Consider the following 24,170-nt stretch of genomic DNA (forward strand, 5'->3'; position numbering starts at 1 on the left):
TATAAATGGGAATTACATTAGAATCAATATATAAGCCAGTTAATGACTTTTTTCTCAATACGTTTAAAAGCGATGAAGGTGCACCAGTAGAGTTTAGATTACAACAGTTTGGTACTGTAATTAGCGAAGAGGATTTTGAAGGTTTAAGCAATGAAGAAATGTCTTCAGATTTGGTAAATGAGATTCCATATGTAGAGGATAATGGATTGAATGTTGGATTTCTATCAAATAATATTGACAGTGTTTATGAACTAATATTGGGTGCTCAGCCTTTTGTTGATGAAAGTTTGAGTCATGATGAGAAAGAAGTCATTCATAATAATGTTATGAGAACTTTAGCGCAAGTTGGTCGAGATTTAGAATCTTTTAGTTTGGTAAGAGGTAATGGTATTACAGATTTTTTTAGACTGACTAATTTATCGCCTTCAAATTGGTTTGAAAGTGACAGTAAAGTTTGGGAAAAACGTGAGTTTGAAATAAAAGAACCAAAATCTATAGTAGAATCAGAAAAATCAAATACAAATCAAAAGATCCTTAAGGTTAGAATGACAGATGCCCAACTTATTAATGTTTTGCCTATGCTAGAAGATTCTAAGAAGGTAAAACCATTGGAGTTAAAAATGCAAGTACTTAAAATGCAACCTGCATTTATTGCTAATCCAATAATGATAAATAAAGTTCATACGTCAAAACCAATTAGAAGAATTAGAGATCATCGTAAAGTTCAAAAACCAGTTCTTGCTAGAAGAGTAAATATGACATTAAAACCGACTCATAAAAAGATTTCTAATGTTAAAAGAACAGCAGTTGGTTTAAAATTTTCTCAAGCATTTCATGGATTGAGATTAAATGAAAAGATTTTAGTTAAAGATTTTATTAAAAAGGAATCACCCTCAAAAGCTATAAAAACTAATGATATAAATATAAGTTTTGAATTTTGTGTAGTTAATATTAGAAGAAAGTGGTTTAATGAAGTGATATGCAATATTAATAGATCATGGTATATTCCTGGGATACCTAAAGGTGCATTAAGTAATCCGAAAATTGGAGGATTATCGCATTTGCCAGTAGCTTTTCTTGCAGTAAAAAACCTCAATATTACTGCTAATTGGGATAATCTTGATAAAAAAGAGTTAGAAAATGTAGTGAGTTTTGGGCCATTTGATATTAATAATCAAAATATAAAAGAAAAAGGAAGTCTCTCTCATGATGGAATTCAAATTATAGGATGGATGCTACAAAAATTACCAGAATTGCCACCACATGGTAAGAACTAAATTAATGTCAGTTTAAAAGTTGAATATAAAGTCTAAGTATTAATAAATACAAATTATGGAAAATCATAAATCTTTCAATGAAGTTGAAGAATCAATTAAAAATGAATTATCAAAACTTCAAAGACCAAGAATAGAAGCGCTAAAATTGATTATGGAAAATGTTCCAGAAAAATTTGTACAAAAACTACATGATAATTACTTGGGAGAATCACCTACAAGAGCTGTGCTTTCTGCTCAATTTCATGCAACTTTAGATAGTGCGGAAAAAGAAGAGTTACTTAGCATATTATCGAAAAAGATCATCGATTATGAAAACAATACAAGTACTTAAAGGATTCCCTAAATCCCAATATAGATTGGATATAACCTGAATTTATCATTAGTATTTAATTAATCATTAACAATAATTATGAAAATAAATGACTTTATGTTGTGCACCTTTGATGGTGACACTGAGAATCCGAAAACTAATTATGTCGCAAAAATATTAGATATAGATCATATCAATGGCACTTTTGACTGTGAAATTACTGATACTAAACAACAGATGAGATTTCAGTATAATCTCTCCGGAATCTGGCCTGGAACCGATCTTGCAGATGGCATAAATTATAACATCGACACACATGATATTTATTCACCTAACCAAAGTTCTCCAGATGTTGATCAGATGGCTGTAGTTACATTTCCAGATAATGCTCAGTATTTATGTTATGTTGAAAGCATTGGCAATGCCACTAATGTTCAATTTTATCATCATCCATATTCAAGAATAAGCATATCTCATGAGAGTGTTATTACTTTTTCTGATTGGGATCAATATCCTCTTGGAAACAAAATCAGTTCAATTGAAGCGTGTATTTTAACTGATGCTGCTTCAACTGCTACAGAATCTAACGACGAAACTGCTAGACTGTTTAATCTATTTGATTTAGAAGGAGAAATAGCTTTTGAAGCTTTTAGAATTGCCTACTTAGGTTACACGAAAATTGATAATGGTTGCGCTTCTAATGCGCATTGGGTAGATCACAAGAACAGAACAAAGCAAATCACATATGATAAAAACACAGGGTATTTGATAATAATTGATTTTTCTAAACCCTCAAATCAAAGACGTATGGTCGTATTGAATATGTTGAATGGTACTAAACGAAGCCATTTATATGTATCACATGGCGTAGGTTCTGAAAATGAAGATAAAGAAAAGCGAAAAGCTCGAAATTTTTCAAATACAACGGGATCAAATAAGTCAAGCCTTGGTTTTTTTGTTACAGCTAGGGCATATGCAAGAGATAAAGTGAAAAACGGTAACATCGAAAAACGGGTATGGTTAATACTTCACGGACTTGAAGAGGGCATAAATGATATGGCATATAGTAGATTTATAAAGATGCATACTGCAAATTATGTTAACGAACAGTCAGGAAACGTCGGGAGAAGTCATGGCTGTCCAGCTATTTCTGATGATGAAAACGAAGTAGTCGATGGAAAACTAAAAAACAAATTGTTTGAAGATATCAAGAATGGAAATTTGCTATTTGCCTATACTGTTAAGGAGCATGCAACCGATGATTTAGACCATAACTACTTTGAAAATTCATCGTTATTAAAGTGTTTGGAACAATAAAAATTTCTCTACTGGAGCAGATATAAAAAATTGGCTTCTAGATATAAAAGTAAGTTTATATGAAACTCTAAAACCTGATTAAAATATGTCAATTAACACAGATCATAAAAAAAAAGGAAGTAAGTTAAACTGGATTATCGGGATTTTTATTTCAGTTTTAGCTGCTGGTGGAGGCATATCTGCACTTTTGGAGTACAATGATTCTATTATAAAAAAGGATAATAAAGACTTTGAAAAAGAAATGGTTGCATGGGAGAATTTTTCACCTGAGTCGCTATCTCTAGGAGTTCAGTCTGATATTTTGCTTACCAATGCTCCATTTGATTTAGATAAGGGTTCTATGACAAATGGCGCTGAGAATCAATATTCAGATTTAGTTTTTGGATGTTGGCCTCAAGGTAAAGAGTTTTTAAGAGCTCCAAAAGGAGTGACATGGTCAGATCAAGGTGTTATGAATTTTGAAAACATCAAGTATAGAAAAATCAGAGATGCAAAATTTGGTTCTTCAAAATATCTAAAATTTGATCATTATTTCCTTTTTATTGATGACAAAAGTAATGTCCCTAGAAAAAATCATGTTTATTTTGTTAAAACAAATGATGGAAACATAGCCAAAATTCAAATTGTTGATTACATTTCTGGCGGTGACCCAAGACGTTGTCGAAAAATAAAAATTAAGTACGAAGTATTTCCTATTGTTAAAGATCCTCCAAAGCCAAAAAGGTGAAATTGACAACTAGTAATAGTCTTTATTATTATAGATAAAATCTTTAAAATATTTTACTACATATTCAATCCTAATAGCGAGATTTATTCTCGTTTTTTTTATTTTAAAATGTTAGTTTTACAAAACAATTATCCATTACATGAAACTACAAGGACAAATAGTCGACATAAAAAATAAGCGCATCTTCAAAGGAGAAATCATAATTTCCGAAGGAAAAATAAAAAGTATAGAGGAGAAAGAACATGACATCAATCAGTATATCCTTCCTGGTTTTATAGATGCACACATTCATATAGAAAGTTCAATGCTTGTGCCAACAGAGTTTGCTAAAATAGCAGTTAATCATGGTACAGTGGCAACAGTTTCAGATCCTCATGAGATTGCAAATGTTCTAGGAATTGAAGGCGTTAATTTCATGATAGAAAACGGAAAACAAACCCCTTTTAAGTTCAATTTTGGAGCACCTTCTTGCGTACCTGCAACAAGTTTTGAGTCTGCTGGAGCTGTCATAGATTCCGAAGGTATTAAACAACTCATGGCAAATCCAGATATCAAATATTTGGCAGAGATGATGAATTATCCAGGCGTTTTATTTGATGACGAAGAAGTGCTTAAAAAATTAGAATGGGCAAAACATTATAACAAACCAATTGATGGTCATGCTCCAGGCGTTGTTGGTGATGATATTACCAAATATATAAATGCTGGGATTTCTACAGATCACGAATGTTTCACATATGAAGAGGGCTTAGAAAAGCTTCAAAAAGGTATGAAAATTCTCATTAGAGAAGGTAGCGCTGCCAAGAATTTTGAAGCGTTGATTGATTTGCTTCCAGAGCATTATGAAAACATGATGTTTTGTAGTGATGACAAGCATCCAGATGATTTAATCATCAATCATATTAATAAATTATGTGCAAGAGCAGTTGCTAAAGACATTGATATCTTTAAAGTATTACAAGCTGCTTGTATAAATCCGGTTAAACACTACAATTTAGATGTTGGTTTATTGCAAAAAGGCGATGATGCCGATTGTATTGTTGTTGAAGATTTAAAAGATTTTAAAGTCATTCAAACCTATATAAATGGTGAATTGGTGAGTGACCACGGAAATTCTAAACTACAATCTATTGCTTTCAAAAATTTAAACAATTTTAATACAACAAAGAAGCAAGTTTCCGATTTTAGAATTGATTCGGAAAGTGCTTCGGAAAGTGCTTCAGCAAAAAAACAAATTAGAGTTATTGAAGCTTTAGAAGGTCAACTAGTAACAAATGAACTTATAGAGGAAGCAACTATTGAAAATGGAAACTTGGTTTCAAATACTGAAAACGATATTCTAAAAATGACAGTCGTTAACCGCTATAATAATGATGAGCCAGCATTGGCATTTATTAAAAATTTCGGACTAAAAGAAGGCGCAATAGCATCTTCCGTAGGTCATGATTCTCACAATATTATTGCAGTAGGAGTGAACGATGAGATGATTTGTAAAGCAGTTAATCTCATTATTGAAAATAAAGGTGGTATTTGTGCAGTAAATACTTCCGAAGAAAAAATAGTTCCGCTTCCTGTCGCAGGAATTATGAGCGATCAAGATGGTGAAACTATAGGTAAAGCTTATGCAGAGCTTGATAAAATGGCAAAACAGTTAGGGAGTAAATTAAATGCACCTTATATGACGTTGTCTTTTATGGCATTATTGGTGATTCCGTCATTGAAATTAAGTGATAAAGGTTTATTTAATGGTAAAGATTTTAAATTTACAGACCTAATATTAACACAAGAGTAGCATAACAAAATAATAATCAACATTTAAATAGGAGTAATCATATACGATTTTGTGTCTTCGCGCCTTTGCGAGAGAATCATACAAGAATAAAACCGCAAACTGATCGCTACAAACTAAGAAAAATGCCAATCCTACAATCAACTTATAAACCTCCATTTCAATTTAGAAACGGATTCATAGCAACCGTATATTCTGGATTAATAAGAAAAGTGAAACTAGAACAATCTCGTGAACGTATTGAAACACGTGATGCAGATTTTCTGGATTTGGATTGGAGTTATGCTGAAGAAAAATCAGACACAGTTATTATTCTTCTCCACGGATTAGAAGGTCACGCACAACGACCTTACGTCACAGGAACCGCAAAATTGTTTAATCAAAACGGAACGGATGCAGTTTGTGTGAATTTTAGAGGTTGTAGTGGTGAGGATAATAGGTTTTATCATAGTTACCATTCTGGCGCAACAAATGATTTAGATGATGTTGTCAATCATTGTATTGAGCAAAAAAAATATTCTAAAATTTATATCAAAGGAATTAGTTTAGGCGGAAATATTACACTCAAATATTTAGGCGAAGACAGAATAATTCCTAACCAAATAAAAGCTGCAATCGCAATTTCTGTTCCTGCTCATCTTGATGGATCAGCAACCGAATTACACAAATTAAAGAATAGAGCATTTGCGATAAGGTTTAGGAAACATTTACTAGATAAATTAAGAGTTAAAAAAATACAATTTCCAGAAATACTCAAAGACAAAGATTTAAACGACATAAAAACGTTAAGAGAGTTTGATGAGTTTTATACATCACAAGCGCATGGTTTTGTGGATGCTAAGGATTATTATACACAAAGTAGTAGTCTTCAATTCTTAAAAAATATAAAAGTGCCAACCTTGATGATTAACGCATTAAATGATTCGTTTTTATCTGCAGAATGTTACCCAGTAAAAGAAGCTAAACATAATGATAATCTGCATTTAGAAATGCCAAATTATGGAGGTCATGTTGGATTTATTCAAAAAGGAGATGTATATTACAACGAGAAAAGAGCCATAGAGTTTGTAAGGCAATTTGATACCCATTAACTAAATGTCATCCCTAAAAACCGCAATAATCTCCAACGCTAACGGAATGGAGCTCCACATCTCAAACTTTGGAGCAACCATTATCAGTTTGAAAGTGCCCAACAAACAAGGAACACTTACTGAAGTTGTTGTAGGCTTATCATCACCTTTAGATTATCTAAAAGACGATTATCTCACCCAAAATAGATGTTTGGGGAGTTCCTGTGGTAGATATGCTGGGCGAATTTCGGGAGGTGGCTATAAAATTGATGGAAAGTTATATGCGCTTTCACAGCACAATGGTCAGCATTTGCATGGTGGTTTTAATGGTTTCGATAAAAAATATTGGAATTTTGAAAGTGTTGATCGACATGAAAATCCTACGATTACATTATCATACACAAGTAAACATTTAGAAGAAGGCCATCCAGGAAATTTACAAGTATCTGTCAGCTATCAATTATTAGAAACCAACGAGCTTATCATTACTTACAATGCAAAAACTGATGAGCCAACACATGTTAATTTAACCAACCATTCTTATTTTAATCTCAACGGAAATGGAACAATTTGCAATCACAAGCTACAAATTAAAAGTAATAGCTATCTAGAAGTAGATTCAAAAACAATGATTTCCTCAGGAGAAATTCTATCGTCTATTGGGACTAGAGTAGATAGAAATGAGCTTGATGTCATTGCAAACGAAAATTTTAGAGGTTTTGATGATACATTTATTCTGACTACAGAAGTAAATTGTGCTAGGCTCATTTCCGAAGAAACAGGAATTGAAATGATTGTGGATACCAATCAGCCTGCTTTAGTCCTTTTTACACCAAAAACTTTTGATGATTTATCATTTAAAGAGGGCTTGACTTATGGAGAGTTTCCTGCAATATGCTTTGAAACACAAAATTACCCAGATGCACCAAACCATATTAATTTTCCATCGACCTTATTGCTGCCAGATGAAACTTATGAGAATAAGTCGAACTTTAGGTTTAAGATAGTTAGTTGATAATGATCTTGTCATTCCTGCGAAGGGAGGAGTCTACTTAGGCTCCAAGACTTAAATTTCTGATTGGTCACTAGGCTTGTCGAAGTAAAGTAATGACAAAACAGACTTGATTTTACATTTCCGAAGAAAACCTGAAAATAATATTCATCGAAATCATATTATTTATTTTACTCTTTTTCAGACTACTAAAATAAATTATTAATTTTTTTTTTGTAATTTAGATGTGATAATCTCCCTATAGGTTATTGAATTGATTATAATTGACACTAAAAGTGCTAATTTAAATTGTATTTATGTTATTCAAAAAAATAGGGGCATTAATCCTACGTTTTCTCAATTTCGTTAATAATCTTATTACCTCCTTTGGTAAATTTGGAAAGTCCTCTTATTTAAGTCTTTTATTTCTTGGTATTATTTTACTTATGGTTCAAGCCTTAGAGCAGGCTAACACACTTTTAGTAGATATGATAGAGCGTGATAAAACCTCTCTGATTTTTTGTTTTATAGTGATTTCTGTCTTTGCATCTGTACTCTCTCATTATCCAAGATATATTTATTATGCCGAGAATATAAATAATAGTCGCGATGACCATAAATGGTATGCTTATAAATGGTTTGGGTATGCGATTTTCATTTTTTCTAAAATAGATCCCAATTATAAACAGGATTATAAAGCAAAGTTTTTTAGGCATTGTTTAGGCTTAGTAATTTTTATTATTTGGCATTATTACATCTATCAAACCTTTTACTCTAAACTATATTTTAGTGGTTTGGATGTTACCATGATACAATTAGGAACACTTTTTCTTTCCATTATTCCTGCAATTATATTAATCGTTTTACTAGATAAATTTGATGTGTACCAGGATAAATTATTAGAATTAAAAAGTGATGAAGCGATTGCATTGGTGAAAGCTCAAAAAAAACAATTTGTCACAAGAGGAATACATACACTCTTTATTTGTTTTGGTTTGGCAATCATTTTAGGAGGAATAATAGCAGGTACTTTAAATTTTAGTTTATATGGGTATTGGTTGCTCCAAGCGTTCACATTTTTATTAGCAATACTCTATATCATGTTTAGGGTTTTTCGTGTGTATGCAAAAACAATCAATTTTTATCGCTATTATTTTTTGAGTAGTAGTGTGGGGTATCTTAGATATTATTTTGTGTTCGCTATAGTCGTCGTTCTTTTCTTGATCTACAGCAATGTCGCAGTTTATAACAAATGGAAACTCTCTAATGCTATGCTCATACTGTTGTCATACATATTTGTTATCTATTATTCTATAGCCTGTTTAGTGAAGTACTTTTTTATGTTGACCATTTTTAAAACTCAAAAACAAGACTTAAAGAATAATCCTTACGTTACCGAAAAAAACTATTTATATAGTTCTGGTGTGTTAAAAGAAAATTGGAGTAACCTCTTGTCTTTAGACAAACAAAACTCATTTGCAATTAGACGAAGACTAATAGCATCTATAGTGACTTTTGTCATCTTTATATTTGGTATTTTAAGTTATACTTCGGAAACTCAAATACACGAGCTTCAATCTTATGCAACGAATAAAAACGAAAATAGTCTCGATATAGAAGTGTTTAAAGATAGTCTTAGAAGCAGAACAGATAAACCCTTATTTTTTGTAGCAGCTCATGGAGGAGGTTTGAAAGCTAATATATGGACGATGAAAGTCCTAAATGAAGTTCAATTAAAAACTGAAGGTGAGTTTCTTGATCAAACAGTATCTTTCTCTGGAGCATCTGGAGGCATGATGGGAGTCTCGTTGTATTCGGTTTTAGGAGGTCAACACACAGATGATTTTATGACGATTGGATCAAAAATAGATAGTGTTGCTCGAGAGAACTTTGCATCTAAAGATTTAGCATTGGCTTTTGGATTTGATTTTGTTAGAAAAATTTATCCTCTTAATAACATTGGTAAATATAAAGACAGGTCATATTATTCTATGGTGACCTACCGTAATATTTTAGAGGATAACACGTCAATGACCTTAGATTCATTGTCTTTTAATTCATATTGGAAAACAAAGATATTTGATAATAAAAGAGGCTATTTCCCATCGTTGATTGTCAATACAGCAAAAACGAATGGACGACGTGGTGTGTTTTATTCGGTGAAATATCCACAAGATTCTACTGTGTTTTACAATTCCGATAATTTATCACAACTGCGTAATGATCATTCTATCGCTTACTACGAAGCTATTTCTTCTACTAATAGATTTCCTGGACTTAGTCCTGCAGCAAAAATAAAAGGATATGGACATTATATAGATGCTGGAGCACTTGATAATAGTGGTTTGTTGAGTTCACTAGACTTACATAATTATTTGCTAAAAGACTCTACATTAAATAAAACTAAAAAAGTCTTCGTAGAAATTATTAATGGTCGTAACAATTATATCTGGTACTTGGTTAAAAAATTTAAAACCGAAAATGAAATAACACATTTAAAAATAGATGAAGTAGAACAGGATAATATTATTGCAGATTTAAAAACGGGATTAAATCTAGACAAAATACCAAACTATTTAAGTGATTACTTGCGAGATCGAAGTAAAGACCCTTTAATTGGATATGTACCTATCTATTTACCGTTTCAAATAGAATTTGATGAAGTTCAAAGTTTTTTGGGAGGAGAGCTTACAGATAAAAATCAAATCAGATTACTTGATACATTTCTAAATAGAGAAAATAATAAAGTCAAAGAAGAAATCGATGACAATGGTTTTGAATGGGAAACTTATGAGCCTACACTTGCGAGACATTTGAGTAAAAGTACCATAACCTATTATGATCGTGTTATTCAAAGTACATTGATTACAGATCAAATTACAGAAATTAAAAAATTATTAAATCAGCAAAATTAATATTTTATGAAAGCAATCAACTCCATTAACAACATTCCGTTGCATTATGCAAGGCTCGTAAATCATCCATATGGCACACTTGGTGAACAACGAAATTTTTCAATAGATTCTAATTTTCATGAAGTACTTAAAGATGCTTTTGATGAGGTGTTTGCAAACTGTCCTTTGGGTAAACCTGAGGTGGTGACAACTGCTGGAATTTTTGTCAATAAACCAGGACAACATGGTCATGGTACTGCTTTTGATTTGGATGCTGTTTTCTGGAAAGACAAAACGCTCATTACTACCAATTTTATTCATCAAAAAGAATTGTACTTAGGTATAGAATCTTTTCTTCGGAAGCATTTCGGAATCGTTCTCAACTATTATTACAGAGGTCATGAAGATCATTGGCATTTAGATACAAGTGTGTCTGTAGATTATAATGAATCATCTAAGTCTGAAACTTTATACCTACAGATGGTATTAAAATATATCTACGGAAAACCAGTCATTATTGACGGACTTTCAGGACCTCAAACCAGGAACTACACTAATGAAGTGTTTAATAGACTCAATATAAATACACCTATTACAACAAAAGCTAATTACTTAAAATTCTTAGATATCACAGGTAAGGTGGCTTTTAAACTTTCCGAAGAGAAAACGACACCATTACAATTATTAGAAAATCTAGAGACTGTTATTAATCAATTGCCTGCAGCAAATAAACATGTGGTAAAAGGAGCGTTCAATACATTTGTTGATAATGATGAGACTGCAACTTGGTTAAATAGTGTCACAAATCATCATGATTTGGATTCGGTTATTGATCATGTATTAGCGTCATAACAATTAAAAAAAATAAAAACTAGTATTATGGATTCATATCAAGTAGGTAACAATAAGCCCATAAAATTAAAAGTTGCGATTGCTACAGAGGCAATCCCAATGAGCTATGCATTTTTATATCATACTATTGATGATAAAGTGCCTTATGCTGTCATTCCGCCATTTGATCCAACTCAAAAATCGGGTTGGAAACAATTAGATGGTGGCAACGAAGTGCAATCAAAGATTTTTAGAGTGATGACTTTTTGTCGATTTTTTAACCCGTTTCCAAATGAAGAAACCTTCAAATTAGCCATCAAACAAATAGAAGACACGTATAAAGTTAGTATTAATGGAGGTGATGAAGGTCCATTAGATATGAACTTTAAGGTTAATGCCTTTTATGAAGGTCAAACCTGCATTTTAGAAAGTGAATTAAAGTTAACATAACAGCCATGAGACATCTTAAAATTTTAGTACTGTTGATAACGAGCACAGTTTTTGCTCAAACTGATACCAATCCAAGTGCAGCATTAAAAAACTTAGCGCCTCCAAGTTCTCCTGCCTTTGTATTGATGGATTTGACACCTTCAAATATCATTGTGCCAGAGAATATTCAAGCGTTTTCTATCCAGACGATTAGTGCTTTTTCTGGAGATAGCTCCAACGGACTTTCAAATAATAATTACGCAGTAGAATTTCAACCGTATTGGTACGTTAAGCGAGAAAATATGAACTTCTTTAAGTATAATAATCTCAAGCCAGAAAAGGGATCAAATGAAGAGAATTTAAAGCCTTCAGATTATACATGTTACAACGTTTTTGGTGACGCCTGGAAACGTGCCTCAGTATCTTTAGCATTAATGAATGGTAATTTTAATGTGTTTGAAAACGCACAATCCTATGTTTCAGTAGGAGCGAGGACACGTTTGTTATCTTTTAAAACCAATGAGCAGCGCAATGCTATTATGTCGCAATATTCAGCATATGAGCAATTTATGTCTAGTCAGGAAGTGATTATGATATTTGCAAATACTGATTTAACTCGTCCGCAAAAAAATACAGCCATCACAAATCTCGAAACTTATAAAACCATTGCAGATGATTTTGAAAAAGCACTCAACCGGAAACCTTTGTTTGCTCTTGATGTTGCAGTTGCCTACAGTCATTTTATGGGAGACAAAAGTCAGGATTTAGATGATGCTTTTGGGAGGTTAGGTGTTTGGGCATCTGGAGATTTAGCATTTTATACACCAACCATTGGAGATAATGGTCATATTCATTTCTATGGTGTGTTTAGATATCTTCGCGACGGACTCAACATCAACCCAGAATCTGGAGGTTTAAGAATCGAAGAAGCAATAGATTATGGTGCAAAACTAGAGCTAGAACTCGATAACTTGTCTTTTGCCTACGAGTACATCACAAGAGATATTGATAACGACAACGAAAAACGCTCCATAGGCTCAATCAGGTATAAAATCAATAATGCATTCACATTGAATGGCGGTTTTGGAAGAAACTTTAAAAGCGATGGAGAAACCGTAGCGCTTTTTGGCATACAATGGGGAATTGATTTTGGGAGTTCGGTGTCGCTTGGTTCTAAATGATAATGTAGATTGAATTGAGTTGGCTGATTAGAGTAATCAAAAATTTGCTTTTGCTGATAAAAAATCGAGTTATTTTATTCAAATAGAAAATCAAGATGTTCAAAATCCATTTTTTTATTTAAGTTGTTAACAGCTTATTCACTAAAGTTAGTAAATTAAAAAATGTACTAGATAGTAGTACTAGACTAGTATGAATATATACTATAAGTACTTCTTATTTATCATATGGAAAATATTTGAATAAAATATTTTATTGATACTAGTTCAAATATTTGAACAAAAGTTTAAATTTGTATTGTTGTAATATACATACTTACAATAAAAAAAAACGCCAATGCTACGAACATTGACGCTTTTAAATGTAATCTCTAAGATTTAGCTATTTGCTAATGAGACAAAACTATTTTCTTTCAACTCTATATCTGTTGGTAGAGTCTTAAAAGATTACAATTAGAATTTGAGTCTACTAAACTCGATTTTAGAATAGCTAATGAAACTATTTAAAATCACTCACTGAAAACAATCCTAAAGCACTTCTAAATGAGGTGCTTATTTGTTTCAAAGGTATATGAATCCTATTATTCTGAAAAGGGTATTTTATAAACATTGTCAACAAGTTTTTAACATTATGATATTCTCATAAAATTAAACATCTCCCTAATACGCTTTGTAAACACCTGAATAACAGTTAGTTGGTAATTTTATGCTATATAAGAAATGTAAGATTAATCTTGTTAAAATAATAGTGAAGAGTTATATTTACTAGGTTTCTAGATATATGTAGTTTTTAGGTATATAAATTTGGAATTATTCACTAATTCTTTACAAACCCTCGTTTTTACGACTAAAATTGATGATTCCATATTTCAACAGTATCAGAGTAAATCTCTACTACAATAATAATAACGACAACGAAAAACGCTCCATAGGCTCAATCAGGTATAAAATCAACAATGCATTCAAATTAAATGGCGGTTTTGGAAGAAACTTTAAAAGCGATGGAGAAACTGTGGCTCTTTTTGGGATTCAATGGGGAATTGATTTTGGGAGTTCGGTGTCGCTTGGTTCTAATTGATTAAATTTGGATCAACTTTTAAACAGAAAAATAAAATGATTAAATTTATTAAAATTAAAGATTATAATGATTTGCAAATTTGTATTAACGTTAATCATATCACGTCATATGTTCAATATGATAATCATTGCGAGATAGAGTTGTCTTCATCCAAAAAGTTAACAACGAAATTGGAGTTAAACGAAATTACAGCTTTAATAAATAGTTAAAATAAACCCTCACTGGTGTCATACTAAAGAGGGTTTTGTTTTATAGCTGTATATCAAATTAATAATAACTAGATGAGTTTATCAATCATTCATTTCACAATTAAATCCGTACATTTAAGCAAACCAACTAATTATGCTTAAAAAAGTTTTTGGAAGCGCTGTATTTGGCGTCGAGGCTACAACAATTACAGTTGAGGTCAACGTTGATACAGGAATCGGTTACCACCTCGTAGGTCTTCCAGATAACGCCATTAAAGAGAGTAATTTTCGCATCGCTGCAGCACTTCAAAATAACGGTTATAAAATTCCAGGTAAAAAGATAATTATTAACATGTCGCCTGCCGATTTACGCAAGGAAGGATCATCATACGATCTTACTTTAGCGATTGGAATTTTAGTGGCAACCAACCAAATTCAAGGAGACGAGATTGATAAATATCTTATTATGGGTGAATTGTCTCTTGACGGAAATTTACAACCTATAAGAGGTGCGCTTCCCATTGCAGTAAAGGCTAGGGAAGAAGGGTTTAAAGGATTTATCCTTCCGAAACAAAATGCTAAAGAAGCTGCTATAGTTGACGGATTAGAAGTTTTTGGTGTCGATAATATTTCTCAAGTCATTAAGTTTTTTGATGTTGGAGAACCTTTAGAACAAACCATAATAAATACAAGGGAAGAATTTTATAAAAATCTAGATTTCCCAGAGTTTGATTTTAGTGACGTCAAAGGACAGGAAAGCATCAAACGTTGCATGGAAATTGCAGCAGCAGGAGGTCATAATGTAATATTGATTGGTCCTCCAGGAGCAGGAAAAACAATGCTTGCCAAAAGGTTACCATCTATTTTACCACCAATGACTTTGCATGAAGCTTTAGAGACGACTAAAATACATTCGGTTGTTGGTAGAGTTAAAGAACATACAGGATTAATGGCTCAGCGACCCTTTAGGAGTCCGCATCATACGATTTCAAATGTTGCCTTAGTTGGAGGAGGAAGTTATCCGCAACCAGGAGAAATCTCTTTATCTCACAACGGAGTTTTATTTTTAGATGAACTCCCAGAATTCAAACGAGAAGTCCTAGAAGTGATGCGTCAACCACTAGAAGATCGAGAAGTCACGATTTCTAGAGCAAAATTTACTGTGACATATCCATCTTCATTTATGTTGGTTGCCAGTATGAATCCAAGTCCTGGTGGTTATTTTAATGATCCAAATGCTCCTGTGACATCTTCTCCAGCTGAAATGCAACGGTATTTGAGTAAAATTTCCGGACCACTATTAGATCGTATTGATATTCACATAGAAGTGACACCAGTTCCTTTTGAGAAATTAGCAGATGAGCGCAAAGGAGAAACTTCCGTAGAAATCAGAAAAAGAGTGACAGCTGCTAGAGAAATCCAAACTGACCGTTTTAAGGAATCAGAGAAAGTGCATTACAATGCACAAATGAATACCAAATTCTTGCGACAACATTGCAAATTGGATGATGCATCCATGCAACTTTTGAAAACAGCAATGGAGCGTTTAAATTTATCTGCCAGAGCTTATGACAGGATCTTGAAAGTTTCAAGAACAATCGCTGATTTAGCAGGTGTTGAATCTATTGATGGTTCTCATCTTAGTGAAGCCATACAATATAGAAGTATGGATCGTGAAGGATGGTTGGGTTAATAATATTGAGTAAAAGCTAGTTTGAATAGCTTTTACTCAATAATTTTTGTTTACCATTTCCAAGAATCTGGAGATGTAGAGGTAACAATAACTGAAATTCCGTAGTCACTAATTACAACTGCTGCAAGTCTGTCATCGCCATAAGCGTTAAGTTGATAGCTTCTTCCTTTTTCTGACCATTGCCATGTATCTGGAATACCACCCTTAGGACTAAAGACTTGTTTTTGAGAAATAGAGCCTGGTTTTAATCCATTTACATTAATTGACACTTCGTTGTTCCAACTTACTGTCCCTTTTAATTCGCCACTTCTTACATTGACAACGAAAAACTCGTATTTTCCGCCTGCTACCATATCTCCTTTAGGTAGGTTTTCTTCGTGTGATAATCTCATGTCATTTTGATTTAAATTAATTAATAATTTTTACTACTCAATAACATTATAATGTATTGAATAATAGTGTTATAAAATTAATAAGATGTTGGTGGTTATTTATACGTGCTACTACTTGATTCCTGTAATGGGTAGTTAATCGTAAGTGCACACGCATATATAAATTAAAGTCTTACGTATAATTACCTAATTAGTATTTAAAACAGCTATGAAACACTTGAATTTATCTGCCAGAGCTTATGACAAGATTTTGAAAGTCTCTGGAACAATCGCAGATTTAGAAGGTTTAGAATCTATAAATGGTTCTCGTATTTCCGATGCCATACAATATAGAAGTATGGATCGTAAAGGTTGGTTGGAGTAATTTAAAAATTAAATTTCTTTGAGATTAAATTCTTTTTTTATGAGAGCAGTAGGCATTAATCTATATTTTCCTAATCTTCTAAATAGCGTTTTAAAAAATACCTTTTTAGAAGGTTTGACTTCTGTTCGTTTTTTCATTTCTCCTACATCTAGATATATATTAGAACCATTAAGCATACTGTATAGAGCAGCAGGAAAAGGAAGAGGTTCTAATGATGCTATGTTAGAAAATTTAGTACGATCATGATGAAACCAAAAATTCTCCCCATACATTAAATCTATATGTTCTGGCTTAATGATTGCGCAAGTGCCACATATGGTTTGAAAATTTTTTAAGTTGAGATATGCATATTTTTTACCTTCAGGATAGAGGTATCCCTTTTTTACATACCAGCCAGATTTTGAATCATCCCTATTTTTGTTTACGAATTCACATATTTTGTTGCTTATGCAATCATCAGAATCAACTACCATTATGTAAGAGGCTCCTAATTTTTTTGCATAATCTGTTGCTAGTTTTATCTTTTTGCCTTTATCTTTTTCTTTTGGAATTAGCGGTGTATTTATACCAGGAGGAGCAAAATCAACTTGTAAAAATGTTACTCGAGGGTCGTTATTATAAGTTGTTTCAGGTATTTCATGACAAGCAACAACGACTTTGAAATTTGTGTTAGACTGATTGCAAATTGAGCCTATACAACGATCTAAAAGACGACTAAAAGAAGCCCAGTTTTTTTCTATAGTTTTACATTTTACAGGAATAACGAATACGAGCATGGCTAAATCATTTATTTGTTTAAAAAAATAGTTAAGAAAAGATCTGCAACATAAATTTGATCATCTATCGCTTTTTTAGAATTTCAAAAATTATTACTAGTTTTTGATATAATCAGCTTCTTCAAAAGGTTCCATCCATTGTAGAATCATATCTTGTTCTTTAGAATCTGTTATTTTTAATAGATTTCTAAATTCAACTATCTTTTTGTTAATATCAGTTATAGTGTCTGCTACAAGATAAATTCTAGCAAAAACTTGTTTTTCAGTACCTAACATTTCAGCATCAACAACATCACCAGTTTTGAATCTATCTAATACGAAAATGACATTTTCATCAGTTTGTATTTGTTCTAAACCTTCAATTGAATCTATTGTTCCTTCTTTTAAGAGCACCCAAATTGTACATGCTGTTTTTCCTTTAAATCTAAAATCATTTTTAATAGCGAAATCATCGTCACCGAACACGCCAGTTAGGGCAAAGTTGACAAGCATTTCTCTATGATCAAACTTATTTATATGAGCAATTGGCAGGTGAGGAGCTTCACCTTGTAATCTAAATCCTGGATCGTAGGCGTAAAAGATATTATCTTCTACAAAAAACTGAAGATTTAAAACACCATTTTGAACATCTAACGATTCAAAGAACTCACATAACTTAGGATTAACTTCCTTAACGAATTGATCTGTGTACTTAGAAGGGAAAATAGCGCCTATACAAACAGGACTAGAATCTCCTTGTTTTTTTGTTGTCAATCTATCTGAAATAGCTGAAAGGTAAGCTTTACCATCTTTAAAAGTATAATAGGCTGCCATATCATCACAATCCATATATCTTTCAACTAAAACCACTCCTTTTTTAGAAAATTTTAAAGCAGTTTTTACCGAATTTTTATAATCATCTTCATCTCTACAAATCTTCATGCCAACGCCTCCACCATTATCTACAGGCTTGATCATCACAGGAAATTTCATGTTTTTAGAATCATCAATACTAGCAATATCATTAATGTAAATACCTGGAATATCTTGAATATTATGCTGTATGCAGTATCTTTTGAAACCATCTTTACTGCAAAAAGCGTCAACAGCATCTTCAGTAACGTAACAATGCATATTTAATTTTTCACATATTTTTTGATAAGGCGCTACTAATATATCTGCAACTCCAACTAAGACTCCATCAACGTTAAGTCTCTTAGCTAAATCAACGACTTCATCAACATTAAAAACTTCGATATCATAACTTTCGTTTGCAACTTTTTTTGCAGGTGAAAGAGGGTTTGGGTCAACAACAATGGTATATACTCCCATTGACATTGCAGTTTTTACCAAAATGGCTGTCTCAGGATTTCCTCCAAGAATAATAAGTTTTTTCATCATAATTTAAACTAGTAATTAATATGATTTACTATCAATAATGTTGTTAAGATTTTTCTTTTAATAATGTATTTCCTGTAAACTCAAAAGCTTCATTAAACCCAATATCTATTAACAGTTTGTCAATGTCGTTTACATCAGTATTAATTTTTGCGATTTTGTTTTCATCAATTCCCATTAAGCCTAATTCAATTTTGATTGCATTATAGATAGAAGGGTTAATCGTAGCTATTATTAAAAAGTCAAATTCATTGTTTTCAATTGAACTAATGGGTTGAACAGAGTTACCACCAATATTTAATTTGTGAAAATCAATATCAATCCATTTGACAATTTGAAAAAAATCAGTTTTTGTATTTGTAGATAGAATGTGTTGACCAAATGAGCCAGAACTGTATACAACTATTTTAGACTTGTGTTTGGTTTTTAAAAATGGATTGAAAATAATTTCGTCTTCATTATTTTGTATTATTCCACCAGACCTTACTAAAATTTGAGAATAGAGATATAGCTTAATTTGTTTATTTAGAGTTTCTTCATCTAGGATATGACTGAGTTTTACCTTTAAAAAACTCATGAGTAAGCCTAATCTGTAATATTCTGTTTGTGGATCTTCAACAGACTTTACGATAGAATCAAACCGTTGTCTGTAATAGTATAACGGAATTTTACTTATCACAAGACATTTTGAAATTGCTAAATAGGAATAGGTTATAGCTGCATCTTCACCCATAACGATTTCATTTGGCACATCAAAAAGAATGGATTCTAATAATTCTCTTTTAAAAAGCTTATTCCAAACATATGTAGAGATACCATGCTCGCAAAAGTCACCATTGTAAATGGCATTAGGCATTATGCGAGATTCTATATCATCTGCATCATACACACCTATTAACTTTGGTGTAATAGTTTCTATTTTACCATCAAACTCCCTAAAATGACCAGTTTTAACCAAATCTGCCGAGTTGGCTTCAGCAAGTTTGAATAAAATATCTAAATAATATTTATCTACCCAATCATCACCATCAACAAAAGCGATATACTTTCCACTAGCATTTCTTAATCCTTCTTTTCTGGCACTTAATAATCCGCCATTTTTTTTATGTATAACCTTTATTCTATCATCTGTTTTTGCGTAGTCGTCACAAATTTTCGGACAACTATCAGGACTTCCGTCATCAACTAGAATGAGTTCAAAATTGAGAAAAGATTGTTCTAAAATACTATCTATACATTCAGGGAGATATTTTTCAATTCGAAAAATAGGAACAATTACACTAATTTTAATTTTATCCATTTAATCAAATTTATTTAGTTCAACATAAAACAATCCACCGCCAAATGTGTCATTTTTATCATTGTTTTTGGCTGTTGTTATATATAAGTTAGAAAGATTATCAAAGCAACAAGATGTAACGTTAGTGCAAGGTAATTTAATTTTTTCAAGTTGTTTTCCATTTTCAGGATTCCATTTAGAGATGCAATTGCCTTCCCATTCTGCAATCCAAAGCATACCGTCTTTATCAATACACATTCCGTCAGGACTGCTAAGTCCTTTAAATTCTATGACATAAGAATCAAAATCAACATTTCCGCTATTCATGTCATAAGCGTATTTAGCTACTTTGTTTGTCGGTGTATCAATGAAATAAAGAAATTTATTATCTAAAGAAAACGCCAGGCCATTTGATATCGTAGTATTTTTAATAATAGTTTTATGCTCTCCATTGTGGTATGAGAAAACTTCTCCTATGTTTCCTTTTACTTCAGGAAATCCCATTGTGCCTACAATTATTCTACCAATTGGATCTTTTATACCGTCATTGAATCTTACAGAGTTGTCAATATCAATTTGAAATTCAAATGTCACTTTCAACGTATTAAAATCAATTTCAAAGAATCCGTTTTTAGAAGCTGCTAAGATTATTTTATTGCTTCTTAAAAATACAGAACCAACTGGAGAATCTAATTTAATACTTAAAATTTCTTTTGTTTCAGGATTGTAGCAATACACCAGACCGTCTAGAATATCAACAAAATAGAGAAGGTTATTTTCTTTATCAAATACAGGTCCTTCAAGAAGCTCTGAGTTAGAATAAAAAACTAAAGATGGTGTCATAAATTTCTGTTAGATATATTCTCCTCCTGTAATTCTAATTAAAGAGCCTGTTGTCATAGCAGAGTCGTCAGAAATAAAATGCATTACAGCTGGTACTGGGTCAAAACGGTTTAGCATACGACCCATTGGTATAATATCTTTGGCTTCATTTTTTAATTCGTCTTCACTTATGCCTTCGCTAGCTCTTAAATCTACTTCTCCTTCTGTGTTTGTCCAACCCATTACAACATAATTTGATCTAACACCATATTTAGCATAGTGATGTGCTATATGATTGGATAATGTATAAAGCGTACTTTTTGTGAGAGCGTAAGCAGTTCTGTCTTCTTGTCCGTAATCCATATGAGCAGAACCAAAGAAAATAATAGAACCAGATTTGAACTCCATCATAGACTTCAAAACATGTTTTATTAAGAAATATGGCGCTTTAAGGTTTACATTAAATACACTGTCGTAAAGGTCTTCTTCTGTGTCGATTAGTGAGGATACAGGAGTGATGCCAGCGTACAAAACTAAAGCATCTACTTTACCGAATTTTTTTATAGTTTGATTGTAGAAATTTTCAATTTCATCTGTAGAGTTTAGATCAAGTTCATGAAAATATAATTGATCTTCTTGTTGTAACTCTTTTATGATGTCATTGCCTCTGCTTAGGTTTCTGCCACAAAAAGAGACATTGTAGCCTTTTTTTAAACAAGATTTTAGTATTTCATTACCAACACCTTTCGTTCCTCCTAAAATCATTACTGTCTTCATACCTCTTAGGCTCTATATAACCTGAGGGCGAATTTATAAAAATTTTAGTTAATGCTATTCTAAGGGTTGATTATTTTCGTTTAAATGCGTAAAAAGTATGATTGTAGGAATAATTATATAAAAAAGCTGACCGTTATTTGATTTATTAATAACATAAAGCATTAAAAATATAGAAAATAATCATTAGATTTAAGTTTGATTGTGAGTTTCTTAATAAGTTGAGCATTTATCAATGGAAACAATCTTGAAGCATTTTCAAAATATTAAAAACTGTAATTTTCAAAGCATGAAAAAAACACTAATACTATTAATTTCAATTTGTCTTTTTAGCTGCAATACTTCCGAAGAAAAGAAAAAAGAACATGTTAAAGAAAAAGTTGAAATAAAAGCAGCTAAAATACCAGCAATCAATTTAAAAGAAGCAAATCATTTAGCGCAATTACCAATTCATTGCATTCAAATCGAATACCCTAATAAACTCAATCAGACTATTGGTGAGGATGATGATTTAAAGTCGCCTCAAGATTTACATCCTGCGTTTTATGGTTGTTTTGATTGGCATTCTGCTGTTCATGGGCATTGGAGTTTGGTGAGCCTTTTAAGGCAATATCCGAATTTGGAAAATGCAGATGAGATTAAAAGCATGCTGCTAGAAAATCTATCTCAAGAAAATATAAAAGCAGAAGTTGATTATTTCTTCGGAAAGTATAACGCAACATACGAGCGCACTTACGGTTGGGCTTGGTTATTAAAACTAACCGAAGAACTCCACAAATGGAATGATCCTATTTCTAAAGAGTTAGAGTCAAATTTACAACCGCTAACCAGTTTAATTGTTGAGAAATACATTGATTTTATTCCGAAGCTAAATTACCCAATTCGAGTAGGAGAGCATCCTAACACAGCTTTTGGCTTGTCATTCGCTTATGATTATGCAAAAACTTTAGGGAATGAGCAGTTGCAGTCATTAATAGAGCAACGAGCAAAAGATTTTTATATGACAGATGCTGGTTGTCCGTTGAGTTGGGAGCCTGGCGGATTCGATTTTCTGTCACCTTGCTTTGAGGAAGCTGCTTTAATGAAGCGCGTACTTCCAGTAGAAGACTTTAAAAACTGGCTCAGCGATTTCCTTCCGCAGTTAAAAGATAAAAACTTCACACTAGAAACAGGGGAAGTAAGTGATAGAACCGATGGGAAACTTGTGCATCTAGATGGTGTTAACTTCTCTAGAGCATGGAGTTTAAATGAAATTGCTAAAGATTTGCCAGAATATGCGCATCTTAAAAACATTGCAAATCAGCATATAAATTACTCGTTGCCAAGTATTGTTGGTGATAGCTATGAAGGTGGTCACTGGCTGGGTAGTTTTGCTATTTATGCATTAAACTCTGTTGAGCGTGATTAAAAACTGGTTTAAGAATATAGGTCCAGGACCTTTGGTTGCTGCAGCATTTATTGGTCCAGGAACCGTTACAGTTTGCACTATTGCTGGTGTAAATCATGGGTTTACATTGCTTTGGGCAATGCTGTTATCTATTGTGGCGACTATTGTGTTACAGGAAATGTCTGCTCGTTTAGGAATCGTGTCTCAAAAAGGATTATCTGAAGTTATTAGAACCGAAATTTCTAACCCGTTTTTTAAGATTTTAGCTGTAATCCTCATTCTGTCAGCTATTGTGATTGGAAATGCAGCTTATGAAGCGGGAAATATAAGTGGTGGAGTTTTAGGGTTGGAGGCTTTGACAGGAAGTTATAGTGATTATGGTTCGTTATGGAGTATCGTAATAGGTGTTGTTGCCTTTGTATTGCTATATATTGGTAATTATAAAGTGTTAGAAAAAGCGCTAATTGCATTAGTTGTTATGATGAGTTTAGCGTTCTTAATCACTGCGATATTGACAAAGCCAGACCTTTCACAGATCTTGAAAGGACTATTTACTCCTAATTTTTCTGATGATAATATATTGACTGTGATTGCATTGGTTGGAACAACGGTTGTGCCTTATAATTTGTTTTTGCATGCGTCTTTGGTGAAAGAAAAGTGGAAAAACACTTCAGATTTAAAATACGCAAGAAAAGACACCATTATAGCTGTTCTTTTAGGTGGTATGGTGTCTATGTGTATTATTATTTCGGCAGCTGCGATTAAAGATGCACAAGTGACTAATGCTGCAGATTTGGCAAAAGGATTGGAGCCTTTATTTGGAGCGTATTCTAAATATTTCCTATCCATTGGGTTGTTCGCTGCAGGAATAACAAGCGCTATCACTGCGCCTTTAGCTGCTGCTTATGTGGCAACGGGTTGTTTGGGTTGGAGTTCAAATATGAAATCTCTGCACTTTAGATTGGTATGGATGTTTATTTTAGGCTTGGGAGTCTTGTTTTCTTCAATTGGTTTTAAATCTATAGAAATCATCAAATTTGCTCAGGTGGCTAATGGGTTGTTATTACCAATAATCGCTGGGTTTTTGCTTTGGGTGATGAATAAATCGTCAATTCTAGGGAAGTATAAAAACTCAGTAATTCAAAATGTTTTCGGATTTATTATCTTCGGAATAGCGCTGTTTTTAGGTGTTAAGAGTGTTTTGAAAGTATTTGATTTGTTATAAAA

At 32.4% G+C, this 24,170-nt stretch carries 21 protein-coding genes and 1 pseudogene; 16 read left to right on the forward strand and 6 right to left on the reverse strand.

Annotation, left to right across the window (positions count from 1 at the left end; genetic code table 11):
* The first annotated feature begins 5 nt into the window (after positions 1 to 5).
* The 13 genes from IM744_RS04295 to IM744_RS04355 all read left to right on the forward strand — a co-directional run bounded on the left by IM744_RS04295 (position 6) and on the right by IM744_RS04355 (position 15,772).
* The gene (locus IM744_RS04295; RefSeq protein ID WP_194506869.1) at positions 6 to 1,277 is read left to right on the forward strand and encodes a hypothetical protein; all 1,272 of its coding nucleotides are present in this window, start codon (positions 6 to 8) and stop codon (positions 1,275 to 1,277) included.
* Between the two features lie 55 nt (positions 1,278 to 1,332).
* Complete coding sequence (locus IM744_RS04300) at positions 1,333 to 1,608, forward strand: hypothetical protein (RefSeq protein ID WP_194506870.1); 276 nt, start codon at positions 1,333 to 1,335, stop codon at positions 1,606 to 1,608.
* Positions 1,609 to 1,686: 78 nt separating this feature from the next.
* Positions 1,687 to 2,904, forward strand: coding sequence for a murein L,D-transpeptidase catalytic domain-containing protein (locus tag IM744_RS04305; protein ID WP_194506871.1), 1,218 nt, complete (start codon positions 1,687 to 1,689; stop codon positions 2,902 to 2,904).
* Positions 2,905 to 2,989: 85 nt separating this feature from the next.
* Positions 2,990 to 3,631 carry an HmuY family protein gene (locus tag IM744_RS04310; protein ID WP_194506872.1) on the forward strand — a complete coding sequence of 214 codons (642 nt, stop codon included), beginning with the start codon at positions 2,990 to 2,992 and terminating at the stop codon, positions 3,629 to 3,631.
* Between the two features lie 139 nt (positions 3,632 to 3,770).
* On the forward strand, positions 3,771 to 5,423 hold the full coding sequence (gene ade, locus IM744_RS04315; RefSeq protein ID WP_194506873.1) for an adenine deaminase: 1,653 nt from the start codon (positions 3,771 to 3,773) through the stop codon (positions 5,421 to 5,423).
* 122 nt (positions 5,424 to 5,545) lie between these two features.
* Positions 5,546 to 6,511 (forward strand): YheT family hydrolase, encoded by a 966-nt coding sequence (locus tag IM744_RS04320; RefSeq protein WP_194506874.1) that lies wholly within the window; start codon positions 5,546 to 5,548, stop codon positions 6,509 to 6,511.
* Positions 6,512 to 6,515: 4 nt separating this feature from the next.
* Complete coding sequence (locus IM744_RS04325; RefSeq protein WP_194506875.1) at positions 6,516 to 7,505, forward strand: aldose epimerase family protein; 990 nt, start codon at positions 6,516 to 6,518, stop codon at positions 7,503 to 7,505.
* 293 nt (positions 7,506 to 7,798) lie between these two features.
* Positions 7,799 to 10,396 carry a hypothetical protein gene (locus IM744_RS04330; RefSeq protein WP_194506876.1) on the forward strand — a complete coding sequence of 866 codons (2,598 nt, stop codon included), beginning with the start codon at positions 7,799 to 7,801 and terminating at the stop codon, positions 10,394 to 10,396.
* A 6-nt stretch (positions 10,397 to 10,402) separates the two neighbouring features.
* Positions 10,403 to 11,227 (forward strand): hypothetical protein, encoded by an 825-nt coding sequence (locus tag IM744_RS04335; RefSeq protein WP_194506877.1) that lies wholly within the window; start codon positions 10,403 to 10,405, stop codon positions 11,225 to 11,227.
* 27 nt (positions 11,228 to 11,254) lie between these two features.
* Positions 11,255 to 11,656 carry a hypothetical protein gene (locus IM744_RS04340; RefSeq protein ID WP_194506878.1) on the forward strand — a complete coding sequence of 134 codons (402 nt, stop codon included), beginning with the start codon at positions 11,255 to 11,257 and terminating at the stop codon, positions 11,654 to 11,656.
* Between the two features lie 5 nt (positions 11,657 to 11,661).
* Positions 11,662 to 12,816, forward strand: a complete 1,155-nt coding sequence (locus IM744_RS04345) for a hypothetical protein (RefSeq protein ID WP_194506879.1) — start codon at positions 11,662 to 11,664, stop codon at positions 12,814 to 12,816.
* An 853-nt stretch (positions 12,817 to 13,669) separates the two neighbouring features.
* Positions 13,670 to 13,891, forward strand: coding sequence for a hypothetical protein (locus tag IM744_RS04350; RefSeq protein ID WP_194506880.1), 222 nt, complete (start codon positions 13,670 to 13,672; stop codon positions 13,889 to 13,891).
* Between the two features lie 342 nt (positions 13,892 to 14,233).
* Positions 14,234 to 15,772 (forward strand): YifB family Mg chelatase-like AAA ATPase, encoded by a 1,539-nt coding sequence (locus IM744_RS04355; protein ID WP_194506881.1) that lies wholly within the window; start codon positions 14,234 to 14,236, stop codon positions 15,770 to 15,772.
* Between the two features lie 50 nt (positions 15,773 to 15,822).
* Here the strand turns inward: IM744_RS04355 and IM744_RS04360 are convergent, their stop codons facing one another.
* Positions 15,823 to 16,164 (reverse strand): hypothetical protein, encoded by a 342-nt coding sequence (locus IM744_RS04360; protein ID WP_194506882.1) that lies wholly within the window; start codon positions 16,162 to 16,164, stop codon positions 15,823 to 15,825.
* Between the two features lie 193 nt (positions 16,165 to 16,357).
* Between IM744_RS04360 and IM744_RS04365 the strand changes: the two are divergent.
* Positions 16,358 to 16,528: pseudogene (locus IM744_RS04365) on the forward strand (magnesium chelatase subunit ChlI family protein); the annotation flags it as partial.
* 8 nt (positions 16,529 to 16,536) lie between these two features.
* On the opposite strand, the gene IM744_RS04370 reads toward IM744_RS04365, so the two are convergent.
* From IM744_RS04370 to IM744_RS04390, 5 genes are all read right to left on the reverse strand, one after another.
* A complete protein-coding gene (locus tag IM744_RS04370) occupies positions 16,537 to 17,304 on the reverse strand; it encodes a hypothetical protein (protein ID WP_194506884.1) in 768 nt (255 codons plus the stop codon).
* 96 nt (positions 17,305 to 17,400) lie between these two features.
* Positions 17,401 to 18,684, reverse strand: coding sequence for an ATP-grasp domain-containing protein (locus IM744_RS04375; protein WP_194506885.1), 1,284 nt, complete (start codon positions 18,682 to 18,684; stop codon positions 17,401 to 17,403).
* 43 nt (positions 18,685 to 18,727) lie between these two features.
* Positions 18,728 to 19,981: a glycosyltransferase family 2 protein gene (locus IM744_RS04380; RefSeq protein ID WP_194506886.1), complete on the reverse strand. Its 1,254-nt coding sequence runs from the start codon at positions 19,979 to 19,981 to the stop codon at positions 18,728 to 18,730.
* Positions 19,982 to 20,803 (reverse strand): SMP-30/gluconolactonase/LRE family protein, encoded by an 822-nt coding sequence (locus tag IM744_RS04385; RefSeq protein WP_194506887.1) that lies wholly within the window; start codon positions 20,801 to 20,803, stop codon positions 19,982 to 19,984.
* 9 nt (positions 20,804 to 20,812) lie between these two features.
* Positions 20,813 to 21,559, reverse strand: coding sequence for an SDR family NAD(P)-dependent oxidoreductase (locus IM744_RS04390; protein WP_194506888.1), 747 nt, complete (start codon positions 21,557 to 21,559; stop codon positions 20,813 to 20,815).
* 286 nt (positions 21,560 to 21,845) lie between these two features.
* Between IM744_RS04390 and IM744_RS04395 the strand changes: the two genes are divergently transcribed.
* Both IM744_RS04395 and IM744_RS04400 read left to right on the forward strand, forming a co-directional pair.
* Positions 21,846 to 22,964, forward strand: coding sequence for a DUF2891 domain-containing protein (locus tag IM744_RS04395; protein ID WP_194506889.1), 1,119 nt, complete (start codon positions 21,846 to 21,848; stop codon positions 22,962 to 22,964).
* Positions 22,957 to 24,168: an Nramp family divalent metal transporter gene (locus tag IM744_RS04400; RefSeq protein WP_194506890.1), complete on the forward strand. Its 1,212-nt coding sequence runs from the start codon at positions 22,957 to 22,959 to the stop codon at positions 24,166 to 24,168. Before IM744_RS04395 ends, IM744_RS04400 begins: the two co-directional genes overlap by 8 nt.
* Positions 24,169 to 24,170 lie beyond the last annotated feature (2 nt).

The sequence above is a fragment of the Psychroserpens luteus genome (genome assembly GCF_015319355.1).
Lineage (GTDB): Bacteria > Bacteroidota > Bacteroidia > Flavobacteriales > Flavobacteriaceae > Psychroserpens > Psychroserpens luteus.